The sequence below is a fragment of the Shinella sp. 838 genome, from assembly GCF_029623935.1.
GTDB lineage: Bacteria > Pseudomonadota > Alphaproteobacteria > Rhizobiales > Rhizobiaceae > Shinella.
This window is the reverse complement of record NZ_JARSBQ010000003.1, coordinates 335,737-353,520: the sequence shown is the minus strand read 5'-3', so window position 1 is coordinate 353,520 and position 17,784 is coordinate 335,737. Positions and strand designations below refer to the sequence as shown.

The 17,784-nt window shown below is 64.0% G+C and carries 17 protein-coding genes; 9 read left to right on the top strand and 8 right to left on the bottom strand.

Annotation, left to right across the window (positions count from 1 at the left end; translation table 11 throughout):
* Positions 1-174 precede the first annotated feature (174 nt).
* From P9A16_RS13245 to P9A16_RS13220, 6 genes are all read left to right on the top strand, one after another.
* The gene (locus tag P9A16_RS13245) at positions 175-2,382 is read left to right on the top strand and encodes an FAD-dependent oxidoreductase (protein WP_024270198.1); all 2,208 of its coding nucleotides are present in this window, start codon (positions 175-177) and stop codon (positions 2,380-2,382) included.
* A gap of 339 nt (positions 2,383-2,721) precedes the next feature.
* Positions 2,722-2,931 (top strand): cold-shock protein, encoded by a 210-nt coding sequence (locus P9A16_RS13240; RefSeq protein WP_024270199.1) that lies wholly within the window; start codon positions 2,722-2,724, stop codon positions 2,929-2,931.
* Positions 2,932-3,045: 114 nt separating this feature from the next.
* Positions 3,046-3,360, top strand: a complete 315-nt coding sequence (locus P9A16_RS13235; protein ID WP_024270200.1) for a hypothetical protein — start codon at positions 3,046-3,048, stop codon at positions 3,358-3,360.
* A 120-nt stretch (positions 3,361-3,480) separates the two neighbouring features.
* Positions 3,481-3,720, top strand: coding sequence for a 30S ribosomal protein S21 (rpsU, locus tag P9A16_RS13230; RefSeq protein WP_024270201.1), 240 nt, complete (start codon positions 3,481-3,483; stop codon positions 3,718-3,720).
* Positions 3,721-3,800: 80 nt separating this feature from the next.
* A complete protein-coding gene (locus P9A16_RS13225; protein WP_024270202.1) occupies positions 3,801-4,025 on the top strand; it encodes a hypothetical protein in 225 nt (74 codons plus the stop codon).
* Positions 4,026-4,181: 156 nt separating this feature from the next.
* Entirely contained in the window at positions 4,182-4,358 is a 177-nt protein-coding gene (locus P9A16_RS13220) for a hypothetical protein (protein ID WP_024270203.1), read from the top strand.
* Positions 4,359-4,433: 75 nt separating this feature from the next.
* On the opposite strand, the gene P9A16_RS13215 is transcribed toward P9A16_RS13220, so the two are convergent.
* From P9A16_RS13215 to P9A16_RS13200, 4 genes are all read right to left on the bottom strand, one after another.
* A complete protein-coding gene (locus tag P9A16_RS13215; protein ID WP_023515755.1) occupies positions 4,434-5,489 on the bottom strand; it encodes a sensor histidine kinase in 1,056 nt (351 codons plus the stop codon).
* The gene (locus P9A16_RS13210; RefSeq protein ID WP_023515407.1) at positions 5,490-5,936 is read right to left on the bottom strand and encodes a response regulator; all 447 of its coding nucleotides are present in this window, start codon (positions 5,934-5,936) and stop codon (positions 5,490-5,492) included.
* On the bottom strand, positions 5,933-7,429 hold the full coding sequence (locus P9A16_RS13205) for a sensor histidine kinase (protein ID WP_023515406.1): 1,497 nt from the start codon (positions 7,427-7,429) through the stop codon (positions 5,933-5,935). The genes P9A16_RS13210 and P9A16_RS13205 overlap by 4 nt, the downstream gene beginning before the upstream one ends.
* A gap of 116 nt (positions 7,430-7,545) precedes the next feature.
* Positions 7,546-8,427, bottom strand: coding sequence for a DMT family transporter (locus P9A16_RS13200; protein WP_023515405.1), 882 nt, complete (start codon positions 8,425-8,427; stop codon positions 7,546-7,548).
* Positions 8,428-8,615: 188 nt separating this feature from the next.
* Here P9A16_RS13200 and P9A16_RS13195 point away from each other — a divergent pair, with 188 nt between their 5' ends.
* Together P9A16_RS13195 and P9A16_RS13190 are read left to right on the top strand one after the other, a co-directional pair.
* Positions 8,616-9,521 carry a DMT family transporter gene (locus P9A16_RS13195; protein WP_023513058.1) on the top strand — a complete coding sequence of 302 codons (906 nt, stop codon included), beginning with the start codon at positions 8,616-8,618 and terminating at the stop codon, positions 9,519-9,521.
* Positions 9,522-9,615: 94 nt separating this feature from the next.
* Entirely contained in the window at positions 9,616-10,278 is a 663-nt protein-coding gene (locus P9A16_RS13190; RefSeq protein WP_023513059.1) for a S24 family peptidase, read from the top strand.
* A gap of 6 nt (positions 10,279-10,284) precedes the next feature.
* Here P9A16_RS13190 and P9A16_RS13185 read toward each other — a convergent pair whose 3' ends face one another.
* Complete coding sequence (locus tag P9A16_RS13185) at positions 10,285-11,166, bottom strand: transporter substrate-binding domain-containing protein (RefSeq protein WP_023513060.1); 882 nt, start codon at positions 11,164-11,166, stop codon at positions 10,285-10,287.
* A 56-nt stretch (positions 11,167-11,222) separates the two neighbouring features.
* Between P9A16_RS13185 and P9A16_RS13180 the strand changes: the two genes are divergently transcribed.
* Positions 11,223-13,157, top strand: a complete 1,935-nt coding sequence (locus P9A16_RS13180; protein WP_023513061.1) for a glycosyltransferase family 2 protein — start codon at positions 11,223-11,225, stop codon at positions 13,155-13,157.
* Between the two features lie 163 nt (positions 13,158-13,320).
* On the opposite strand, the gene P9A16_RS13175 is transcribed toward P9A16_RS13180, so the two are convergent.
* From P9A16_RS13175 to P9A16_RS13165, 3 genes are all read right to left on the bottom strand, one after another.
* The gene (locus tag P9A16_RS13175; RefSeq protein ID WP_430440207.1) at positions 13,321-15,342 is read right to left on the bottom strand and encodes a beta-galactosidase; all 2,022 of its coding nucleotides are present in this window, start codon (positions 15,340-15,342) and stop codon (positions 13,321-13,323) included.
* Between the two features lie 103 nt (positions 15,343-15,445).
* The gene (locus P9A16_RS13170; RefSeq protein ID WP_037405925.1) at positions 15,446-16,093 is read right to left on the bottom strand and encodes an SDR family oxidoreductase; all 648 of its coding nucleotides are present in this window, start codon (positions 16,091-16,093) and stop codon (positions 15,446-15,448) included.
* A 10-nt stretch (positions 16,094-16,103) separates the two neighbouring features.
* Entirely contained in the window at positions 16,104-17,759 is a 1,656-nt protein-coding gene (locus P9A16_RS13165; RefSeq protein ID WP_023513064.1) for an amino acid ABC transporter permease, read from the bottom strand.
* Positions 17,760-17,784 lie beyond the last annotated feature (25 nt).

Below are 17,784 nucleotides of genomic sequence, written 5' to 3'. Positions count from 1 at the left end.
CCCCTCACCCCGCTTCCGCTTCGCTCGGCGCGCCCTCTCCCCGCAAGCGGGGCGAGGGGGAACGGCGACGTCGCGGCATGTCCCTTCTCCCCGTTCACGGGGAGAAGGTGCCGGCAGGCGGATGAGGGGCAAACGGCCGCTCCGTACAAGATTTCAGGGAAGAGGAATCCCACCATGAGCTACAAGAACTTCACCATCGAGACCGACGCGGACGGCATTGCGCTCGTCACCTGGGACATGCCGGAAAAGTCGATGAACGTCTTCACCATCGAGGTGATGGACGAGCTGGACAAGATCATCGACCAGGTCGTGGCGGACAGCGCGGTCAAGGGCGTCGTCATCACCTCCGGAAAATCCTCCTTCTCCGGCGGCGCCGATCTTTCGATGATCCAGGCGAGCTTCGACCTCCTCAAGGATGCACAGGCGAAGGATCCGGCGAGCGCCGTCGAAAAGCTCTTCGAGGCCACCGGGCGCATGACCTGGCTGTTCCGCAAGCTGGAAACTTGCGGCAAACCCTGGGTCGCCGCCATCAACGGCACCTGCATGGGCGGCGCCTTCGAAATGTCGCTCGCCTGCCACGGCCGTGTCGCCTCGAATGCCAAGTCGGTCAAGATCGCGCTTCCCGAGGTCAAGGTTGGCATCTTCCCGGGCGCCGGCGGCACCCAGCGCGTGCCACGCCTTGCCAATGCGCAGGACGCCCTGCAGATGATGACGACCGGCTCATCGCTGACCGGCGCGCGCGCCAAGGCGATGAATCTCGTGCATCAGGTGGTGGAGCCCGACCAGCTCATCCCCGCCGCCAAGCAGATGATCAAGGACGGCCTGAAGCCCGTCCAGCCCTGGGACGAGAAGGGCTTCAAGGCGCCGGGCGGCGGCATCTGGACACCGGCCGCAGCCCAGCTCTGGCCCGCCGCGCCCGCCATCCTGCGCCGCGAGACGGCCGGCAACTATCCGGGCGCGCTCGCCATCCTCAAATGCGTCTATGAAGGGCTGCAGGTGCCCTTCGATACGGGGCTCAGGATCGAGCAGCGCTACTTCACCCATATCCTCCAGACGACCGAAGCCTTCTCGATGATCCGGTCGCTGTTCGTCTCCATGCAGGAGCTTGGCAAGGGTGCCCGCCGGCCGGCCGGCCAGCCGAAGGCAGAATTCAGGAAGGTCGCCGTCGTCGGCGCCGGCTTCATGGGCGCCTCCATCGCCTATGTGACGGCTGCCGCCGGCATCCCGGTCGTGCTCATCGACCGCGACCAGGAAGCGGCCGACAAGGGCAAGAGCGTTTCGCAGGGGCTCGTCACCGGCGCGATAAGCAAGGGCCGCATGACGAAGGAAGACGGCGAGAAGCTGCTTTCCCTCATCACCCCGACGCCCGACTACGCGAGCCTTGCCGATGCCGATCTCGTCATCGAGGCGGTCTTCGAGGACCGCAACGTCAAGAAGGAGGTCACGGAAAAGATCGAGGCCGTGCTGCGCGAAGACGCCATTTTCGCCTCCAACACCTCGACGCTGCCGATATCAGGGCTTGCTGGGAATTCGAAGCGCCCGGAGCAATTCATCGGCATCCACTTCTTCTCGCCGGTCGACAAAATGATGCTCGTGGAGGTGATCCTCGGCAAAGAGACGGGCGACCGGGCGATCGCCACCGCACTCGACTATGTCGCCGCCATCAAGAAGACGCCGATCGTCGTCAACGACACACGCGGCTTCTATGTCAACCGCTGCGTCTTCCGCTACATGGCCGAAGCCTATGACATGCTGATCGAAGGCGTGCCGGCGGCGATGATCGAGAATGCCGCCAAGATGGCCGGCATGCCGGTCGGCCCGCTGTCGCTCAACGACGAGGTCGCCGTCGACCTTTCCTACAAGATCTTCAAGGCCTCCATTGCCGACCTTGGCCCGCAATCGGTCGATCCACGCCATATGGAACTCGTCACCAAGCTGGTGGAGGGCGAAGGCCGCCTCGGCCGAAAGGCCGGCAAGGGCTTTTACGACTATCCGCCGAAGCCCGCCAAGAAGAAGCTGTGGCCGGGCCTGAAGGACCTCTACCCACAGCAGAAGCCCGACGACGTCGACGTCAAGGTGCTGAAGGAGCGCCTGCTCGTTACCATTGCGCTGGAAGCCGCGCGCACCATGGAAGAGGGCATCGTCACCGATCCGCGCGAGGCCGATGTCGGCTCCATCCTCGGCTTCGGTTTTGCTCCCTATACCGGCGGCACGCTGTCCTACATCGACGGTATGGGTGTGAAGGCTTTCATCGCCCTCTGCGAGACGCTCGCTGCCAACTATGGCAGCCACTTCCAGCCGACACCGCTGCTGAAAGACATGGCTGCCAAGGACGAGACCTTCTACAGCCGCTTTGCACCGGAGGCGAAGAAGGCAGCCTGACGAAGGCTGATCGAAATGAAAAGGATGGCGCACTGCCATCCTTTTTCGTTTCAGCCCCTCGATCACATGCGTAGCGGTGAAAATAAAACAATCGAAACCGTAAATTTAATTCTAAACGAAGTCAGCGATTCTTCTGCTTTTTCGATGCTTTCCGGGATCATTTTTCAAAAAATCCCGCCCAGCCATTGCATATTCGTGAATAGACCTTATACGAGTTCCGTCGAAAACTGCTTGCGACCTTTGTCTTCGAGCTTCCAAGCTCTGTCAGATTTCCTTTCAAGATCGATCAAAATGGACGAAACATCGTTCAATTACACTAGAGATGGAAAGGTTATCATCATGAATTCGGGCACCGTAAAGTGGTTCAACAGCACCAAGGGTTTCGGCTTCATTCAGCCTGATGACGGCACGACGGATGTGTTCGTTCACATTTCTGCCGTCGAGCGCTCGGGCCTTGGCTCGCTCGCCGAAGGCCAGAAGATAAGCTACGAGATCGTCCGTGACCGCAAGTCCGGCAAGAACTCGGCCGACAACCTTCGCGCCGCATAAGATTGTCATTCCGCCTGCCGACCACGGATGTACTGGCGGCGGAGCGTTGAATGACGGGAAGAGGTCGGGGTAACGCCCGGCCTTTTTGTTTCCATAGCCTCGAAGGAGAGTGCCATGGGTCAGAAAACCTATGCCATTGGCGACCGAGTGGTTCTGAAGGCCAGCCGGTCCCGCTCGGTGACGGGAGAGCAACGATGCCGGACCATCGGCATCCTGCCCGCCGACCATGGAGAAGCCCAGTATCGGGTGCAGATCGACAACGAGAATTTCGAGCGACGCATCGTAAACAGCGATATTGATAGCGATGAAAGTGGTAGCCCCGCGTCAAGCGGGATAACGACAACCGTCGCTGGCAAGAGCGGTCCGTGGCCAAAACCGTCGAGCATGCGCGTCGGCAAGTGGCGCTATCGCTTGCGAAGCAAGCGGTGACGGCAGTTGAAGGAGAGTGGCGGTCGCCTAGGTGGCTTGCATCACTCCTTGCAGAGTGATGGTGCCGCGGCGGCATATCTACACCCAGTGCGGCGCAAGCCGCGAGAGAAAGGACATATCGTGCAGGTTCTCGTCAGAGACAACAATGTCGACCAAGCGCTTCGTGTGCTGAAGAAGAAGATGCAGCGTGAAGGTCTGTTTCGCGAAATGAAGGCGCGCAGCGCCTTTGAGAAACCATCCGAGAAACGGGCGCGCGAGAAGGCGGAAGCCATTCGCCGCCAACGCAAGCTCGCCCGCAAGAAAATGCAGCGCGAGGGCCTGCTGCCCGCACCCAAGCGTGCGGTGCGCCCTGCCCGCTAACCATTCCCCGTTATAGCGCCGGGTGGTGCATTCCGCCGCCCGGCTCGCCCTGTCGGACATCACTCCAGAAAGGAGAGATCATGACCGCGACCAAGGATAAATTCTTCAATCCCGCCAAGCTTTCCGCCCAGGAGAAGGCAGCCACGACCGACCATACGGCGCGCACCATCATCGCTGCCGAAGCAACCGAGCGGGAAAAGAAGACCGCCCGGCTACGCGCCCTGCGCATGCAACAGGAACCGGTCGAGGCGCCGCCGAAGCCAGCCCGCAAATCCAGCAAGCGCCCAGCCTCACCAACCATCTGAGCCGGCCGTCAACAAGGATGGCCCGTCGCGCAGGCACCGGCCGGGCGGCGCAGCGTTTCTCCTGTTTCCTGCGGAACAGCGGGCGGCGGGGCGATGTGCGACCTTCTGATCACCGGATGAGAGAGGCTCATCCTTACCAGAGATCAGGAGAGACCCATGCGCAAGATCATCGTTTCCGCCACCGTTGCCCTCGTCGCCGCCGTCTCCTTCGCGGCCCCTTCGCAGGCAGGCTACTACAGCTACGGCTACGAGCCCTATTGCTTCATCAAGAAGGTGAAGTCCTACGACTACTACGGCAACGTCGTCATCAAGAAGATCAAGGTCTGCAAGTAAACATCGCCCAGACTGACCTCCCCAAAGACCCGGATGTCCCCTGCATCCGGGTCTTTTGCCGTCCGGTATCCCGCTCTACGCGGGACGTGCGGCGTCGGCCATGCGCACCAGCAGCTCGGCACGCGTGCCGACGGTGCGGCTGGCATAGGCGAGCTTGGCGCCGAGGCTTGACGCCATGGCACCGATGATCTTGGAGCCGAGACCGGTGCCGCGTACCGGCCCCTCCCCGCGCCAGCCGATGCCGTCGTCCTCGACGAAAAGCAACGCGGTTTCCGGGTCGAGGCGGGTGAAGCCGACGCGCACCTCGCCGCCAGTCTCGCCATAGGCATACTTGAAGGCGTTCGTGACGAGTTCGGTTACGATGACGCCGAGCGATACGGCGCGGTCGGTCGGCACGTGCAGCGGCTCCAGCATCCGGTTGAGCCGCACGTTGCGGCCATGGCCCTTCATCGACGTGTCGAGCTCGGAGAGCAGCGTCGAGAGATAGGCCCCCATATCGACATGGCGCACGTCTTCCGACGTGTAGAGCCGCCGGTGAATGCCGGCAATCGCGGTGATGCGGGCCTGCGTTTCCGACAGCGCCTCCTTTACCGCCTCGTCGGATGCGCTCGACATCTGGAGGCGGATGAGCGCGGCGGCGAGCGCCAGCGAATTGCCGACGCGGTGGTTCACTTCCGCCAGCAGCACCTCGGCCCGCTCCTTGGCGGCGCGGATCTCCTGTTCGGCACGAAGCTTCGCGCGCTTCAACTCGGCATTTTCCAATGCCTGGCCAAGTGCATTGGTCAGCAGCGGCATGAAATCGTCGCCGACCGACTTGATCACATAGTCGGCAGCGCCAGCCTTCAGCGCCTCGATGGCGACCTGGGCATCGTTCGACCCCGTCACATAGACGACAGGCACCGCCCCCGGCGCATCGGAAAGCTCCTTCAGGAAGGAAAGGCCCGTGCCCGATTTCAGGAAGTGGTCGAGCACGACAGCGGCGAAACCGCCGTCGGTGAAAAGCGCGCGGCCATGCTCCACATCCTCGGCATGCAGCACCTCGTAACCAAGACGGCCGAGCGCACGCTGGGCGAGCCGCGCGAGGATCGGGTCGTCGTCGATATAGAGGATGCGGACCGAGGCTTCCTTCATTTACTGCGTCTCGGGGATCTGGATCACGGAGAAGAACAGGCCGAGCTGGCGGATCGCATGAGCGAAGCTTTCATATTCCACCGGCTTGGTGATGTAGACGTTCGCGCCGAGATCGTAGCAGCGCTGGATCTCCCGCTCATCGTCCGTCGTCGTCAGGATGACGACCGGCAGGCGCTTCGTGTGGGTATTGGTCTTGATGCGCTGCAGGATATCGATGCCGGACATGTCGGGCAGGTTGAGGTCGAGCAGGATCAACAGGAACCTGCCGGCGCTCGCAAGGCCAGAACGATCCTTGCCGAGCACGAAATCGAGCGCTTCCGTGCCGTTGGTGAAGGGCACGACCTCGTTGTGCACGCCGGCGCGGCGGATGTTCTTCTCGATGAGGCGCGCATGGCCCTCGTCGTCCTCGATCATGACGATGGTGACTTCCTTGCCCAGTCCGTTCATGCCTGCATACTCCTGACTACTTTGCTGAGGTCGGGCGGAAGACGGAGCACGAAGGTCGTCCCCTGCCCGAGTTCGGATCGGACGATGATATCACCACCAAGATTGCGCATCAGTGAACGCACATGCGCCAGGCCTATGCCTTCGCCGGGCTTGTCCTGGGCGCCCGAGCGGCGGAACAGCTCGAAGACCCGCTCGTGGTCCTCCGGCGAGATGCCACGGCCGTTGTCGGTGAACTCGATGACGGCACCAGCCCGGCCGCCGTTCTTCGCGGTCACGGAGATGCGCAGCGGCCGGCCCGGCGACTGGTACTTGATCGCATTGTCGAAGAGATTGCCGAAAACCTGCTCCAGTGACAGCCGATCGGAAATGACGGTCGGCAGCTTTTCGTCGATGGTGACCTTGCCATCGGATTCGCCGACCTGATGGCCCACCGCCGCCGCACCCGTTTCCACAAGCGCCTTGATGTCGACGCGCTCGATGCGCAGCTCCCGCCGCCCGTCGCGCGAAATCTTCAGGATGGCGTTGATGAGACCGTCCATCTTCTTGGTGGAGGAGCGGATGAAGCCGATCGCCTCCGGCAGGTCCTCGGAAGCGGCGCGGCGCGCTTCGAGAATATCCCCTTCGCTCGGCGCCTTGCCGTCGGCCAGCACATAGCTCTGGATGGACGCAAGCGAGGCCTGCAGCTCGCTGGTGAAGCCCATGATGTTGACGAGCGGCGCGCGCAGGTCGTGCGTCACGATATAGGCGAAGCGCTGCACTTCCTGGTTGGCGCGGATCAGCTCCTCCGTGCGCTCGTCGACGCGTTTTTCCAGCGTGGCGTTCAGCGTCTCCACTTCGCGGCGGGCGACGACGAGGTCGCGGGTATATTGCATGACGACGGTGGCGGCGCCGCCCAGTACGCCTATAATCGCGATCGCGCCGATGATCGTCGTCCATTGCAGCGCGCTGGCGGACGAGAGCGTATCGACGACACTCTCCTCCAGATGCCGGTCCGCATCATCGAGGATGAAGCCGACCTCAGTGCGAAGCTCATCCATCAGCACGCGGCCCCGATCGGTCTTAACCTCTTCGACAGCCTCCGCCTGCCGGCCCTGCTCCATGAGGGCGACGGTTCCGGCCAGCTCCGCCAGCTTCTGCTCCACAAGTTTACTGACCCGTGCTGCCCGCTCGACATATTCAGGCAAGCGCTCCGTCTTTTCCAGGAAGACCTTTTCCCGCTCGGCGACGGCGCGCAGAGCGTCATCGTAAGGACCTCGGAAGGCGGTGTCGGCCGTTATGATGAAACCGCGCTGGCCCGTTTCCGCGTCCTTGACGATGGAGAGCAGGTCGGCAGCGGCGCTGCGCGCCTCGCGCACTTCGATAAAATCCGCGAAATAGTCCTGCACCTTGCTGACGAGCCAGAGCGACGTGCCGACAATGCCGAGCAACGCGAACATGCCAGCAATCAACAGAATAACCGTCGAGCGCACGAAGGCGGCGTTCGAAATCGGCATCTAACCCCCCGGTTCAAGCCGTCTACAGGACGGCGACAATATCGTTGTAATGTTCGCTTGCAACCAACCAACGTGACGAAAACGGAATTCTTTTGGTTGTTTCGTCACTTAAGGGGCTAGATCCTGACACGGAAGCGCCCGGCGAACCGTTCGCTGGCAATGATGACCATGCCCGCGGAAAAGATCAGCGTGGCACCGATGAAGACATTCGAGCCCGGCACGTCGCTCCAGATGAGATAACCGAGCGCGAAGGCCCAGACCAGCGAGGAATATTCGAAGGGAGCAAGCACGGAGACCGGCGCTCGGCGCATCCCCTCGAACATCGCGAACTGCCCGATGCCGGCAATGACCCCCGTTCCGGCCATCAGCGCCAAGTCGAGCAGCGCGACCGGCTGCCAGACGAAAGGCAGCGCGAAGGCCGTGAAGAGGAGGAAAAAGAAACTCGATATGGTCACCTGCACTTGCGTTCGTTCATGCAGCGCCGTCTTGCGCAGCAGCACCGTTGCCACCGCCCAGAAGATCGCCGCCTGCAGGGCGAGATAGACGGGCAGCGAAAGCTGTACCCCCTTGGCCGCAACCCCGCAGGCGATGACCACGCCGACGAAGCCGATCACCACCGCGAACCACCGGTATCCCGGCACCTTCTCGCCGAGGATCGGCACCGAGAGGATCGTCATGACGACCGGCGAGGCGTAGTACAGCGTGGTGAGTTCCGCCAGACCGAGATCACGCGCGGCGGTATAGTAGGACAGCCAGGCGGCAAGCAGCAGCAGATTGCGCAGGAAGAGCGGCTTCAGCACAGGCGAGCGGCGCGCGCTTTGCACGAGCGGGCGCCCGCCGAAGGCAAGACAGAGCGCGAAGATCGTCAGGCTGCGCACGAACAGGATCTGCCAGACCGGCAAGGCCGCGACGAGCCATTTGACCGTCGCATCCTGCAGGGAAAACATGAAATAGGCGAAGGACGTCAGCAGAATGCCGGAAGAGACGGTCTTTTGCACGGAATGGACCTCGAAGGCGCGGAAGCGCCGCGCTGTGCCTTGATAGCGCGGCGCTCGATGCGGCGAAAGAGGCTGAAAATCAGGGGGCAAGGAAATTTTTCCCACCACTTTGAACCGCGCCACGAAAAGTCCGTTTTGCCTGCAAGTTTCAACGTGCAAGCGGGGCCACACAGGTATATGCGCGAGCCATGGACTCCAAACGCACCGGCTATCTCTTCACCCTGCTTGCCATCCTGATCTTCAGCCTGCAGGACGCGATCTCGAAACATCTCGGCAGCCTCTACCCGCCGGTCTTCATCGCCATGCTGCGCTTCTGGGCCTTCGGCGCCTTTGCGATGGCGCTGGGCGCCCGCAGCCCGGGTGGCCTGAAGGTCGTGGCAGCGACGAAACGGCCGGCCCTGCAAATCCTGCGCGGCGTCCTCCTTGCCTTCCAGATCGTCGTTACCATCACCGCCTTCACCAAGGTCGGCCTAGCCCATTCCCAGGCGATCCTGGCATCGGGACCGATCTTCGTTGCACTCCTGTCGATGTCGCTGCTCGGCGAGCGGGTCGGCTGGCGGCGCTGGACGGCGATCGGTATCGGGCTTTGCGGCGTGCTGATCATCCTCAATCCCGCCGGCAGCGCTTTCGACATGGGCGTGCTGCTGCCGCTCATCTCCGCGCTGATGTTCGCGGTCTATGTCATTGCCACCCGCCTCGTCAGCCGCGAGGACACGGCCTCGACGAGCTTCTTCTACACCGGCGTGGTCGGCGCCGTGGCGATCTCGCTTGTCGGTCCCTTCTTCTGGACGAACCTCACACCGGGCGACTGGCTGTGGATGGGCCTGCTCTGCATCACCGGCATGTCGAGCCATTATTTCCTGATCCGCGCCTATGACCTGCTCGATGCCGCCGCCGTGCAGCCGCTCACCTATCTGCAGGTCGTGCTGGCGGCGATCATCGGCGTCAGCGTCTTCGGTGAAACGTTGAACCTCAACATGGTGCTCGGCTCGGCCATCGTCGTCGGCGCCGGCATCTTCACCATCTGGCGCGAGAGCGTCGTGGCCCGGCGCCGGGCGGCCGAAAACCGGATCGGAAAGAACACAGGAAAATAATCCTTTTTCCTTTACTCATTCACCCTCCTTGGATATGCTTCCGATCAGTCGGACCGGCCCTTGCCGGTCCGTTGCCTTGGCAGGGTTTTTCAGCATGTTCTCCCACGACCGGATCTGGGCAGCGATAGACGCCCTTGCCGAGCGCAATCGGCTCTCTCCGTCCGGCCTTGCCCGCCGCGCCGGGCTCGACCCGACATCCTTCAACAAGTCGAAGCGGCAGGGTGCCGACGGCCGCCAGCGCTGGCCATCGACGGAATCGATCGCCAAGGTGCTCGATGCAACCGGCGCCTCGATCGACGAGTTCTTCACGCTGGCCGACCCGGCGCGCGACGCGGCTCTGCCGCATGGCGCCTTTCCGCCGCAGACCGGCACCATTCCCCTGCTCGGCTTCGCCCAGGCCGGCGCGGGCGGCTTCTTCGACGATGGCGGCTTTCCCGCCGGCCAGGGCTGGGACGTGGTGGAGTTTCCGGCTTCGCCAGATCGAAAGCCCGGCGTCTACGCGTTGGAGGTGCAGGGCGACAGCATGCTGCCGCTCTACCGCGACGGCGACGTCCTGATCGTCGAACCGGGCGCGCAGGTGCGCCGCGGCGACCGCGTCGTCGTCAAGACGCGCGAGGGTGAGGTCATGGCCAAGGTGCTGCACCGCCAGACGCCACGCACGATCGAACTCGTCTCGCTCAATCCCGAACACCCGAACCGCAATTTCGACATCGACGACGTGGACTGGATCGCCCGCATCATCTGGGCCAGCCAGTAGGCCGCTTCAGCCGCCGTAGAGATTGACCGGGAAGTAGCGCAGATAGATTTCCTGCAGGCGGCCGCTGCGCGAGAGCGCCAGCAGCGCATGGTCGATGGCGCCGGTTATCGTCGCGTCCTCCTTGCGGAACATGATGGTGAGCCCTTCGCCAAGGAAACGCTCCGACAGGTAAGGCCCATCGAACAGACGGCAGCAGCCGGCCGATTCCGAGCCGCTCGTCCAGAAGGCGAGCTGCATCCCGTCCCCGAAGACCGCCTCCACCTTGCCGTCCTTGAGGCTTGCCAGCAGGGCGGCCCGATCAGCAAAGGCTTCCGCCTGCACGCGCGGGAAAAAGGCCTTCAGCATCGCCTCGTGCGCACTCGCCGCGACGACGCCGACACGCTTGCCATCGAGCGCGGCCGCGGTCGCGCCGGCGGGCGGGGTCTTCTTTGCCACGGCGAAACGGGCCGGCAGGCGCATGAAGGGGCGAGAGAAGACAAAACGCTTGCGCAGCTCCGCGGTGACGGCGACACCCGCGGCCACCGCCTCGCCATTGCCGTCGATGAGCGCTTTTTCCAACTCCGGGAACGTCACAGCCTGGATCTGACATTTTTCGGTGAGCGCCAGCTCCCGGCAAATCTCCCGCACCAGATCGACATGGAAACCGGCGAGCTTGCCGGTCTGGTCGATGAAGTTGAACGGCGGGAAATCCACGGTTGTCAGGAAGCGCAGCCGCACGATGCCGGACAGGTCCGGCCGCGCGATGCGCTCACGCGTGTCGAACAGGATCGGCAGGTCGACCGAGGCAGGCTCCTGCGCCACGACATCCTGCGGCTGCACCGCCGCCAGCAGCAGGCCGAAGGCAAGGAGCCCGTAGATTTTCAGGGGTGCAATTTTGATATGCCGCATTACAATCAACCTGGGGTTTAAAGGGGGCGTAGCTGCCTGCGCGGCTGCGGGGCTGCATGCGACTGGCAGAATATCCCGACGACATCGGTTTCGCTACCGCAATCGGCATCCGGCCGGCACCGCTGGCGCCACCCCGCGACGATACCGTACCCTCCCGCCTGATGACGGAGGCCCACCTCTTCCGGCGCCTGGGTCTATCGAAGCCCCTCATCTCCACCATGCTGGTGCGTGCCAACCAGCACGGCACATCGCTGGAAACGGAGCTTTTGGCAAGCGGCTCGGTCTCGGAACATGTCTACTACGAGGCGCTGGCCGAGATCCTGGACATCCCGTTCCTCGACCGGCTGGATCCGGCAGAGGTCGAGGATCTTCCCGGGGCCGATAGCCAACTCATCGACCCGACCGTAGTACGGTTGCGCCATCCGTCGCGTCCGCCGACCACGGCAATCGTGCCGAGTGCCGAGCGGCTCGACTATCTCGGCGAACGGCTGGCACACGCCCCCGCGCTGCGCAGCATGATGGCGGCGACCACACCCTCGGCTCTCCGGGCCGCACTCTGGCAGGCCGGCCAGCAGAGGCGGCTGCGCGACACGGTGGAGGAGCTGCACGCCACCATGCCCGAGGCGAGCGCCCGTATTACGTTGCGCGGCCGGCAAGGTTTCTACACCGGCGCCACCGTCACTCTGCTCCTTACGCTGGCTGCGCTTGCCCCCAGGCTGGCCACGCTGGCGTTGCACATCGTGGTGACCCTGCTCTTTTTCTGCACCTTCCTGATCCGCCTTGTCGCGCTCGTTGCCAAGTGGCGGCAGGAGCGCCGGCCGATGCTGCCGCCTCCATCGGTCCGGCCGCGACCGACCTACTCCATCTTCGTGGCGCTCTATCGGGAAGCGGCCGTGGTGCCGCAGCTCATCGATACCCTGAACCGGATCGAATGGCCGGCTGCGCGTCTCGACATCAAGCTCATCTGCGAGGCGGACGACCAGGAAACGCTCGATGCGCTCGCTCTCACCCGCCTCGGCCGGCAGTACGAAATCGTCGAGGTGCCACCTGGCCGGCCGCGCACCAAGCCGAAGGCGCTCACCTATGCGCTCGGCGCGGCACGCGGCGAATATCTCGTCATCTACGACGCCGAGGACAGGGTCGATCCCCTACAGCTGGAGGAAGCCTGGCGGACCTTCGAGGCAGGTCCGCCGGACATTGCCTGCCTCCAGGCGCCGCTCGTCGTCACCAATGCACGGGAAAGCTGGCTGAGCGCACTTTTCGCGCTCGAATATGCCGGACTCTTCCGCGTGCTGCTGCCGCACCTTGCCGCCGCGCGCCTGCCCGTGCCGCTCGGCGGCACGTCCAACCATTTCCGCACGCGCGTTCTCCAGCAGGTCGGCGGATGGGACCCCTACAATGTCACCGAGGATGCCGATCTCGGGCTCCGCCTCTACAGGCTCGGCTACCGCTGCGGCACGCTCACCCGGCCGACCTACGAGGAGGCCCCCATCGGGCGAGACGCCTGGCTCGGCCAGCGCACGCGCTGGTTCAAGGGCTGGTTGCAGACCTGGCTGGTGCTGATGCGCCATCCCTCACGCCTCGTTTCGGAGATGGGCCTCTGGCCCAGCCTCGTCTTCCAGGTGCTGATCGGCGGGCTCATCCTCTCGTCGCTCGCCCATCCGCTGATCATCGCCTATCTCGGCCTCATCACCTGGTCGCTGTTCTTCCAGCCCGCGTTTACGGTCGGGCCGCTCGAGCTCACCCTCTTTACGCTCGATATGATCAACATCTTCGGCAGCTACGCCGTCTTCATCGCGCTCGGACGGGGTGGCATGACGGAGAGCGAACAGGCCGCCGTGGGCAGGCACTGGATGATGACGCCGGTCTACTGGCTGCTGCTATCGGTCGCCGCCTGGCGCGCCGTCGGGGAGCTGCGCCACAATCCCTTCTTCTGGAACAAGACGGCTCATCGGCCGGTGCGGCCGCAGACGGGAATGGAAGCCGGATAATCCTCTCGACTGCGGCCGGCAGCCTGCAAAAGCCCACCCCTCACCCGATCCGTCTGCCCAGGGAGGAACGGAGGGACCGGATGAGGAGCCCCGGCTCGGCGGCCAGGAACGCTTTGGCATTGTTCCGAACGAAAAATCGCTTCACGCGTTTTCTGGACCTGCTTTAGTTGCCGCCTTCCGTCCAGATTGCCACATCGACGGGCGCAAGCTGCCGGCCACCAACGAGGAAGGTCGCATCCGCACCAGCCGGCACGGCAGCGGAGCTGCTGCCGTAATTGAAGGCGAAGTGCAGCCGGCCGCGGCGGGCGAGCCTGAGATCACCGAGATCGGGCAGGCTTCCGACGCCAGCCCAGCCGAGGGTGTCGCCCATCAGCTTCGCGAGAAATTCGCCGCGCGGCAGCGTGCCGACATAGCGCGCGCGGTCATTGCCGATGACAGCAGGGGAGCCCGGGCGGTGCTCGCCTTCGAAGGTCGCCAGCACCGTCTCGTTCGTGCGGATGAGTTCCCGCCAGCCAGTCACCGGATGGCTCGCATTGCCGTAGAGCACGGGCTCGCTGTGATAGTCCGGCAAGGATTCGACGCGCGTCACCCGGAAATCGAGGAGATCTGCGAGCGGGCCGGGCGGCAGGTCGGCGGGAATGTGCATGTCCCGCGTCTTGCTGCCGCTGCGCGGACCAAACAAAGTCTTGGCCTTTGACGCCTTCAGCCGGGCAAGGAAGGCAGCATCCGGGATGACGAGGTCAGGCGCCAGCACCAGGCTGTAGCCGGAGAGATCGGAATGCTGGCCGATGAAATCGACATCCACACCGAGGCGCGCGACGGCGGAATACCAGTCGAGCGCGATGGCCGAAGCGGCATACCCGCGGCCCTGCGGAAGGGCGCGGGTTGCGAAACGTGATTCGTAGTCGAGCACGATCGCGACAGCGGCCTTTTCCCGAACCTCGCCCCTCGGCAACCGCGCCATCTCCTCGGCGACCTGCGCTACCTCGATATACCCCTGGTCCACCTCGCTGTTCGGCAGCAGCAGGCCGGCATGGAACTGCTCCTGCGCGAACGGCGCCTGGCGCCAGCGGAAATAGGAGACCATGTCGACGCCATGCGCATAGGCGAGCCAGGTCCACAGCCTTACCATGCCGTCGGCCGGCGACTGGTTGTGCGCCGCCCAGTTGACGGGACCCGGCTGCTGCTCCATCACCCACACCCGGCCGCGGCCGACGGCACGGTAGAGGTCGTGGTTGAAGGCCGGCTGGTCCGGATCGCCGACGCGCAGGTAGCGCGCCTTCTCCTCGGCGCTGAGGCGACCGTTGATCAGCCCCCCCATCGGATAGACATCCCAGGAGGCAATATCGATATCCTCGCCCACCTTGTAATGGTCGAAGTCGGTGTTCTGCGACATGAAATTGTGCGTCACCGGGCGGCCCGGCGAATGCTGTCGGATGATATCCGCCTGCGCCTTGTTGAAGGTCTGCACCTGGTCGGAGGAGAAGCGGAAATAGTCGACGAGATGGCTCGGCGTCGGCTCTTCCACGAGGTTGTTCGGCAGATCGACCTCATCGAACGTGTTGTAGTGCATGCTCCAGAAGGTCGTGCCCCACGCCTGGTTCATCGCCTCGGCCGTGCCGTAGCGCGCGGCGAGCCATTGCCGGAAGGCCAGTTTCGCCTCATCGGAATAGCTGTGGATCGTATCGTGGTCACCGTATTCGTTGTCCGTCTGCCAGGCATGCACGAAGGGATTCTCACCGTAACGGCGCACCATGGCCTCGGTGATGCGGGCGGCCTCCAACCGGTAGCGGCGGCTGGAGAAACAATAGTGCCGGCGCGCGCCGAACTTGCGCACCACCCCACGCTCGTCGACGGGCAGAATATCCGGATAACGATCGACCAGCCATTTCGGCGGGGCGGCCGTCGGCGTGCCCAAGATGACCTTGAGGCCGGCGCAGCCGAGCACCTCGATCGCCTCGTCCAGCCACTCCCAATGGAAGACGCCGGCCTGCGGCTCGATGTGCGACCAGGAGAACTCGCCGATGCGCACCCAGGCCAGGCCCAGCGCCACCATCCGGCGGGCGTCCTCGTCCCATTTCTCCCGCGGCCATTGCTCCGGATAGTAGCAGACACCAAGCTCCAGCATGCCGGCCGGGGGACGGGCAGCATCGAAGCGGTTCTGTTGCGTGAGCGGCTTGTGCACCGGTATCGTCCTTCATTCTCCGCGGTGCCGGCTGGGCCGGGCCGCTTTCATCACGATCGCAATATAAACGTTTATATCGCCATTCAAAATCTTGCAGTGGGTGCTACCAGAGTACCGTCCTGCCGTCGTAGGCCCTGAAGCTTCCGGTCTCGGCCATCGTCGCGCCGTCGATCAGACCCTTCAGGCCAAGAGCGCTTTCCGCAACCTCGACCGCCGCTTCCGCGCCCCCCATGTCCGTCTTCACCCAGCCGGGATGCAGCGAAAGGACCGCGATGCCGTCGGACCGGAAATCCTGTGCCAGCTTGACCGTCGCCATGTTCAGCGCCGCCTTGGAGCAACGATAGGCATAGTCGCCGTCCTCGTCGTCGATCGTGCCTTCCGCAAGCGAACCGGCGCGGCTGCCGATATTGACGAGCACCCGGCGCCGGCCGGCGAGAAGATTGGACCTGAGCGCCCGGGCGACCAGCAGCGGAGCGAGCGCATTGATGCGCACGACCTCCAGAAAGCCGTCCGTCTCCAGCGAGGCAAGGCCGCCCGTGTCACCGCGGATCGCGGCATTGTTGATGACGATATCGATCGGCACGCTTGCCAGATGGTCGCCGAGCGCGGCAATCGAGGTGGCATCCGCCACGTCCAGCGGCGGGGCATCATCAGTTCCCTGTCGCGTGCAGGCGATGACGCGGAAGCCGGTAGCCGTATAGAGGTCGGCCAGCGCGCGGCCGAGCCCCCGCCCGGCACCGGTGATCAGCACCGTTCCGGTGTCAGCGGTGTTTTGTGTCATACTTCTTCTCGATGAGGCTGATGAGGCTGGCAGCGGCCAACGTCAGCAGGATGTAGAGGATCGCCGCCGAGTTGTAGGGCGCAAACGGCAGGAAGCTCGCCGACTGGAACTCCCGCATGCGCTGGGTGATGTCGCGGATCGACAGGATCGAGAGAAGCGAAGTGTCCTTCAGAATGGCGATCAGCTCGTTGCCGAGCGGCGGAATGACGATGCGGAAGGCCTGCGGCAGGATGACGAGCCGCGCCGTCTGCCAGCGGTTGAGGCCAAGACTACCTGCCGCCTCGATCTGACCGGCCGGGATGGCGTTGATGCCCGAACGGAAGATTTCCGCAAGATAGGCGGAATAGGCAATCGCCATAGCAACGATACCGCGAACCAGATTCGGCGGATCGAAGACACCGGCCGTCGCATCCTTCAAGGCGCCGGAAAGCGGCAGGCCGACATAGAGCACAATGACGAGCATCGGAATGCCGCGGATCGTATCGACGATGAATTCCGAGCCGATGGACAGCGGATGGCGGCGATGCAGGAAGCCGCCGAAGGTCAAGAGGCCCGCCACGATGGCGATGACGGCAAAGGTGATGCCCGCGGCGCGGTCGCGATCGTTCAGCGCTTCGACCTGCCAGAGGCGCGGCCAATCGGCAGGCGCGGTGGCGGCGGGCAGCAGCGCGCCGCTGACGTCCTCCTTTTTACCGACGGCCTCGATCGCCTGCGCGGGCGTGACAAAGGTGCGCACCGGCGTCTCGGTAACCGGGCCACCCTCGTACTGCCCGAAGCGCACCGCGCCGATAAGGCCGGACGGGGTGCCGGTGATGATGCCGACCTTGCCCTCCAGCGTGCCGACCAGCACGTAGTTGTCGCGCGGCTGCATCAGGAACCAGGTGGAGAGCACGGCGAAAGCGAGAGTCATCGCCGCGAAGAAATAGAGGCTTTGGCGCGTATATCGCAGCTTCAGAAGCCCCACCCAGACGAGGCCGAGCATGGCCGCGAGGATATAGGCGGCGATAGCCGCGCGGATGGTCGTGGCGAGGCCAGAAGCGAAAGCGAGATGCGCAAAGAGGAAGACAAAGACGAGGCCCGTGCCATTGACGAGGCCGAGCAGCCAAGCCCCTGCCCGGCGCAGGCGGCTTTCCGCTGGCACCCGCGCGCGACTGCCGGCAAAGGTAAGGCCGAGACCCGCGACGAGCAGCACGGCATAGGCCGGCCACAGCCAGGCCTCCACATCGCGCACCATCAAGTCGGCCGCCTCTGTCAGCTGGCGGGGCGTCGCGCCCTTGACGACGAGAGTGGACTTGAAGGGATCGACGCCGTTCGCGACGACCGAGGCGATGAAGGGATGGGCGAGATCGCCGGCAAGAATGGCCGCCGTCGCGAGAAGCCCGACAAGGCCGACAACCATCGTGAGACGCGGCCGCGCCATCGCACTGCGGGACAGGACGAGCACCGCAAAGCCGGCGGAAAAGGCAACGGTGAGCAGCAAGAAACCCGGCACGAACACGCCCGAGCCCAGCTCCACGCCCAGGATGGCACGCAGCGAACGCTGGTAGTCCGCGGAAGAGGCGAACAAATAGACGATGAAGGGCAGTGCAGCGAGGATGACCAGATTGCTGGGCCTCACGCTTCTGACGAACGACATTTTGGCCTCCGGCATCATGATCAAG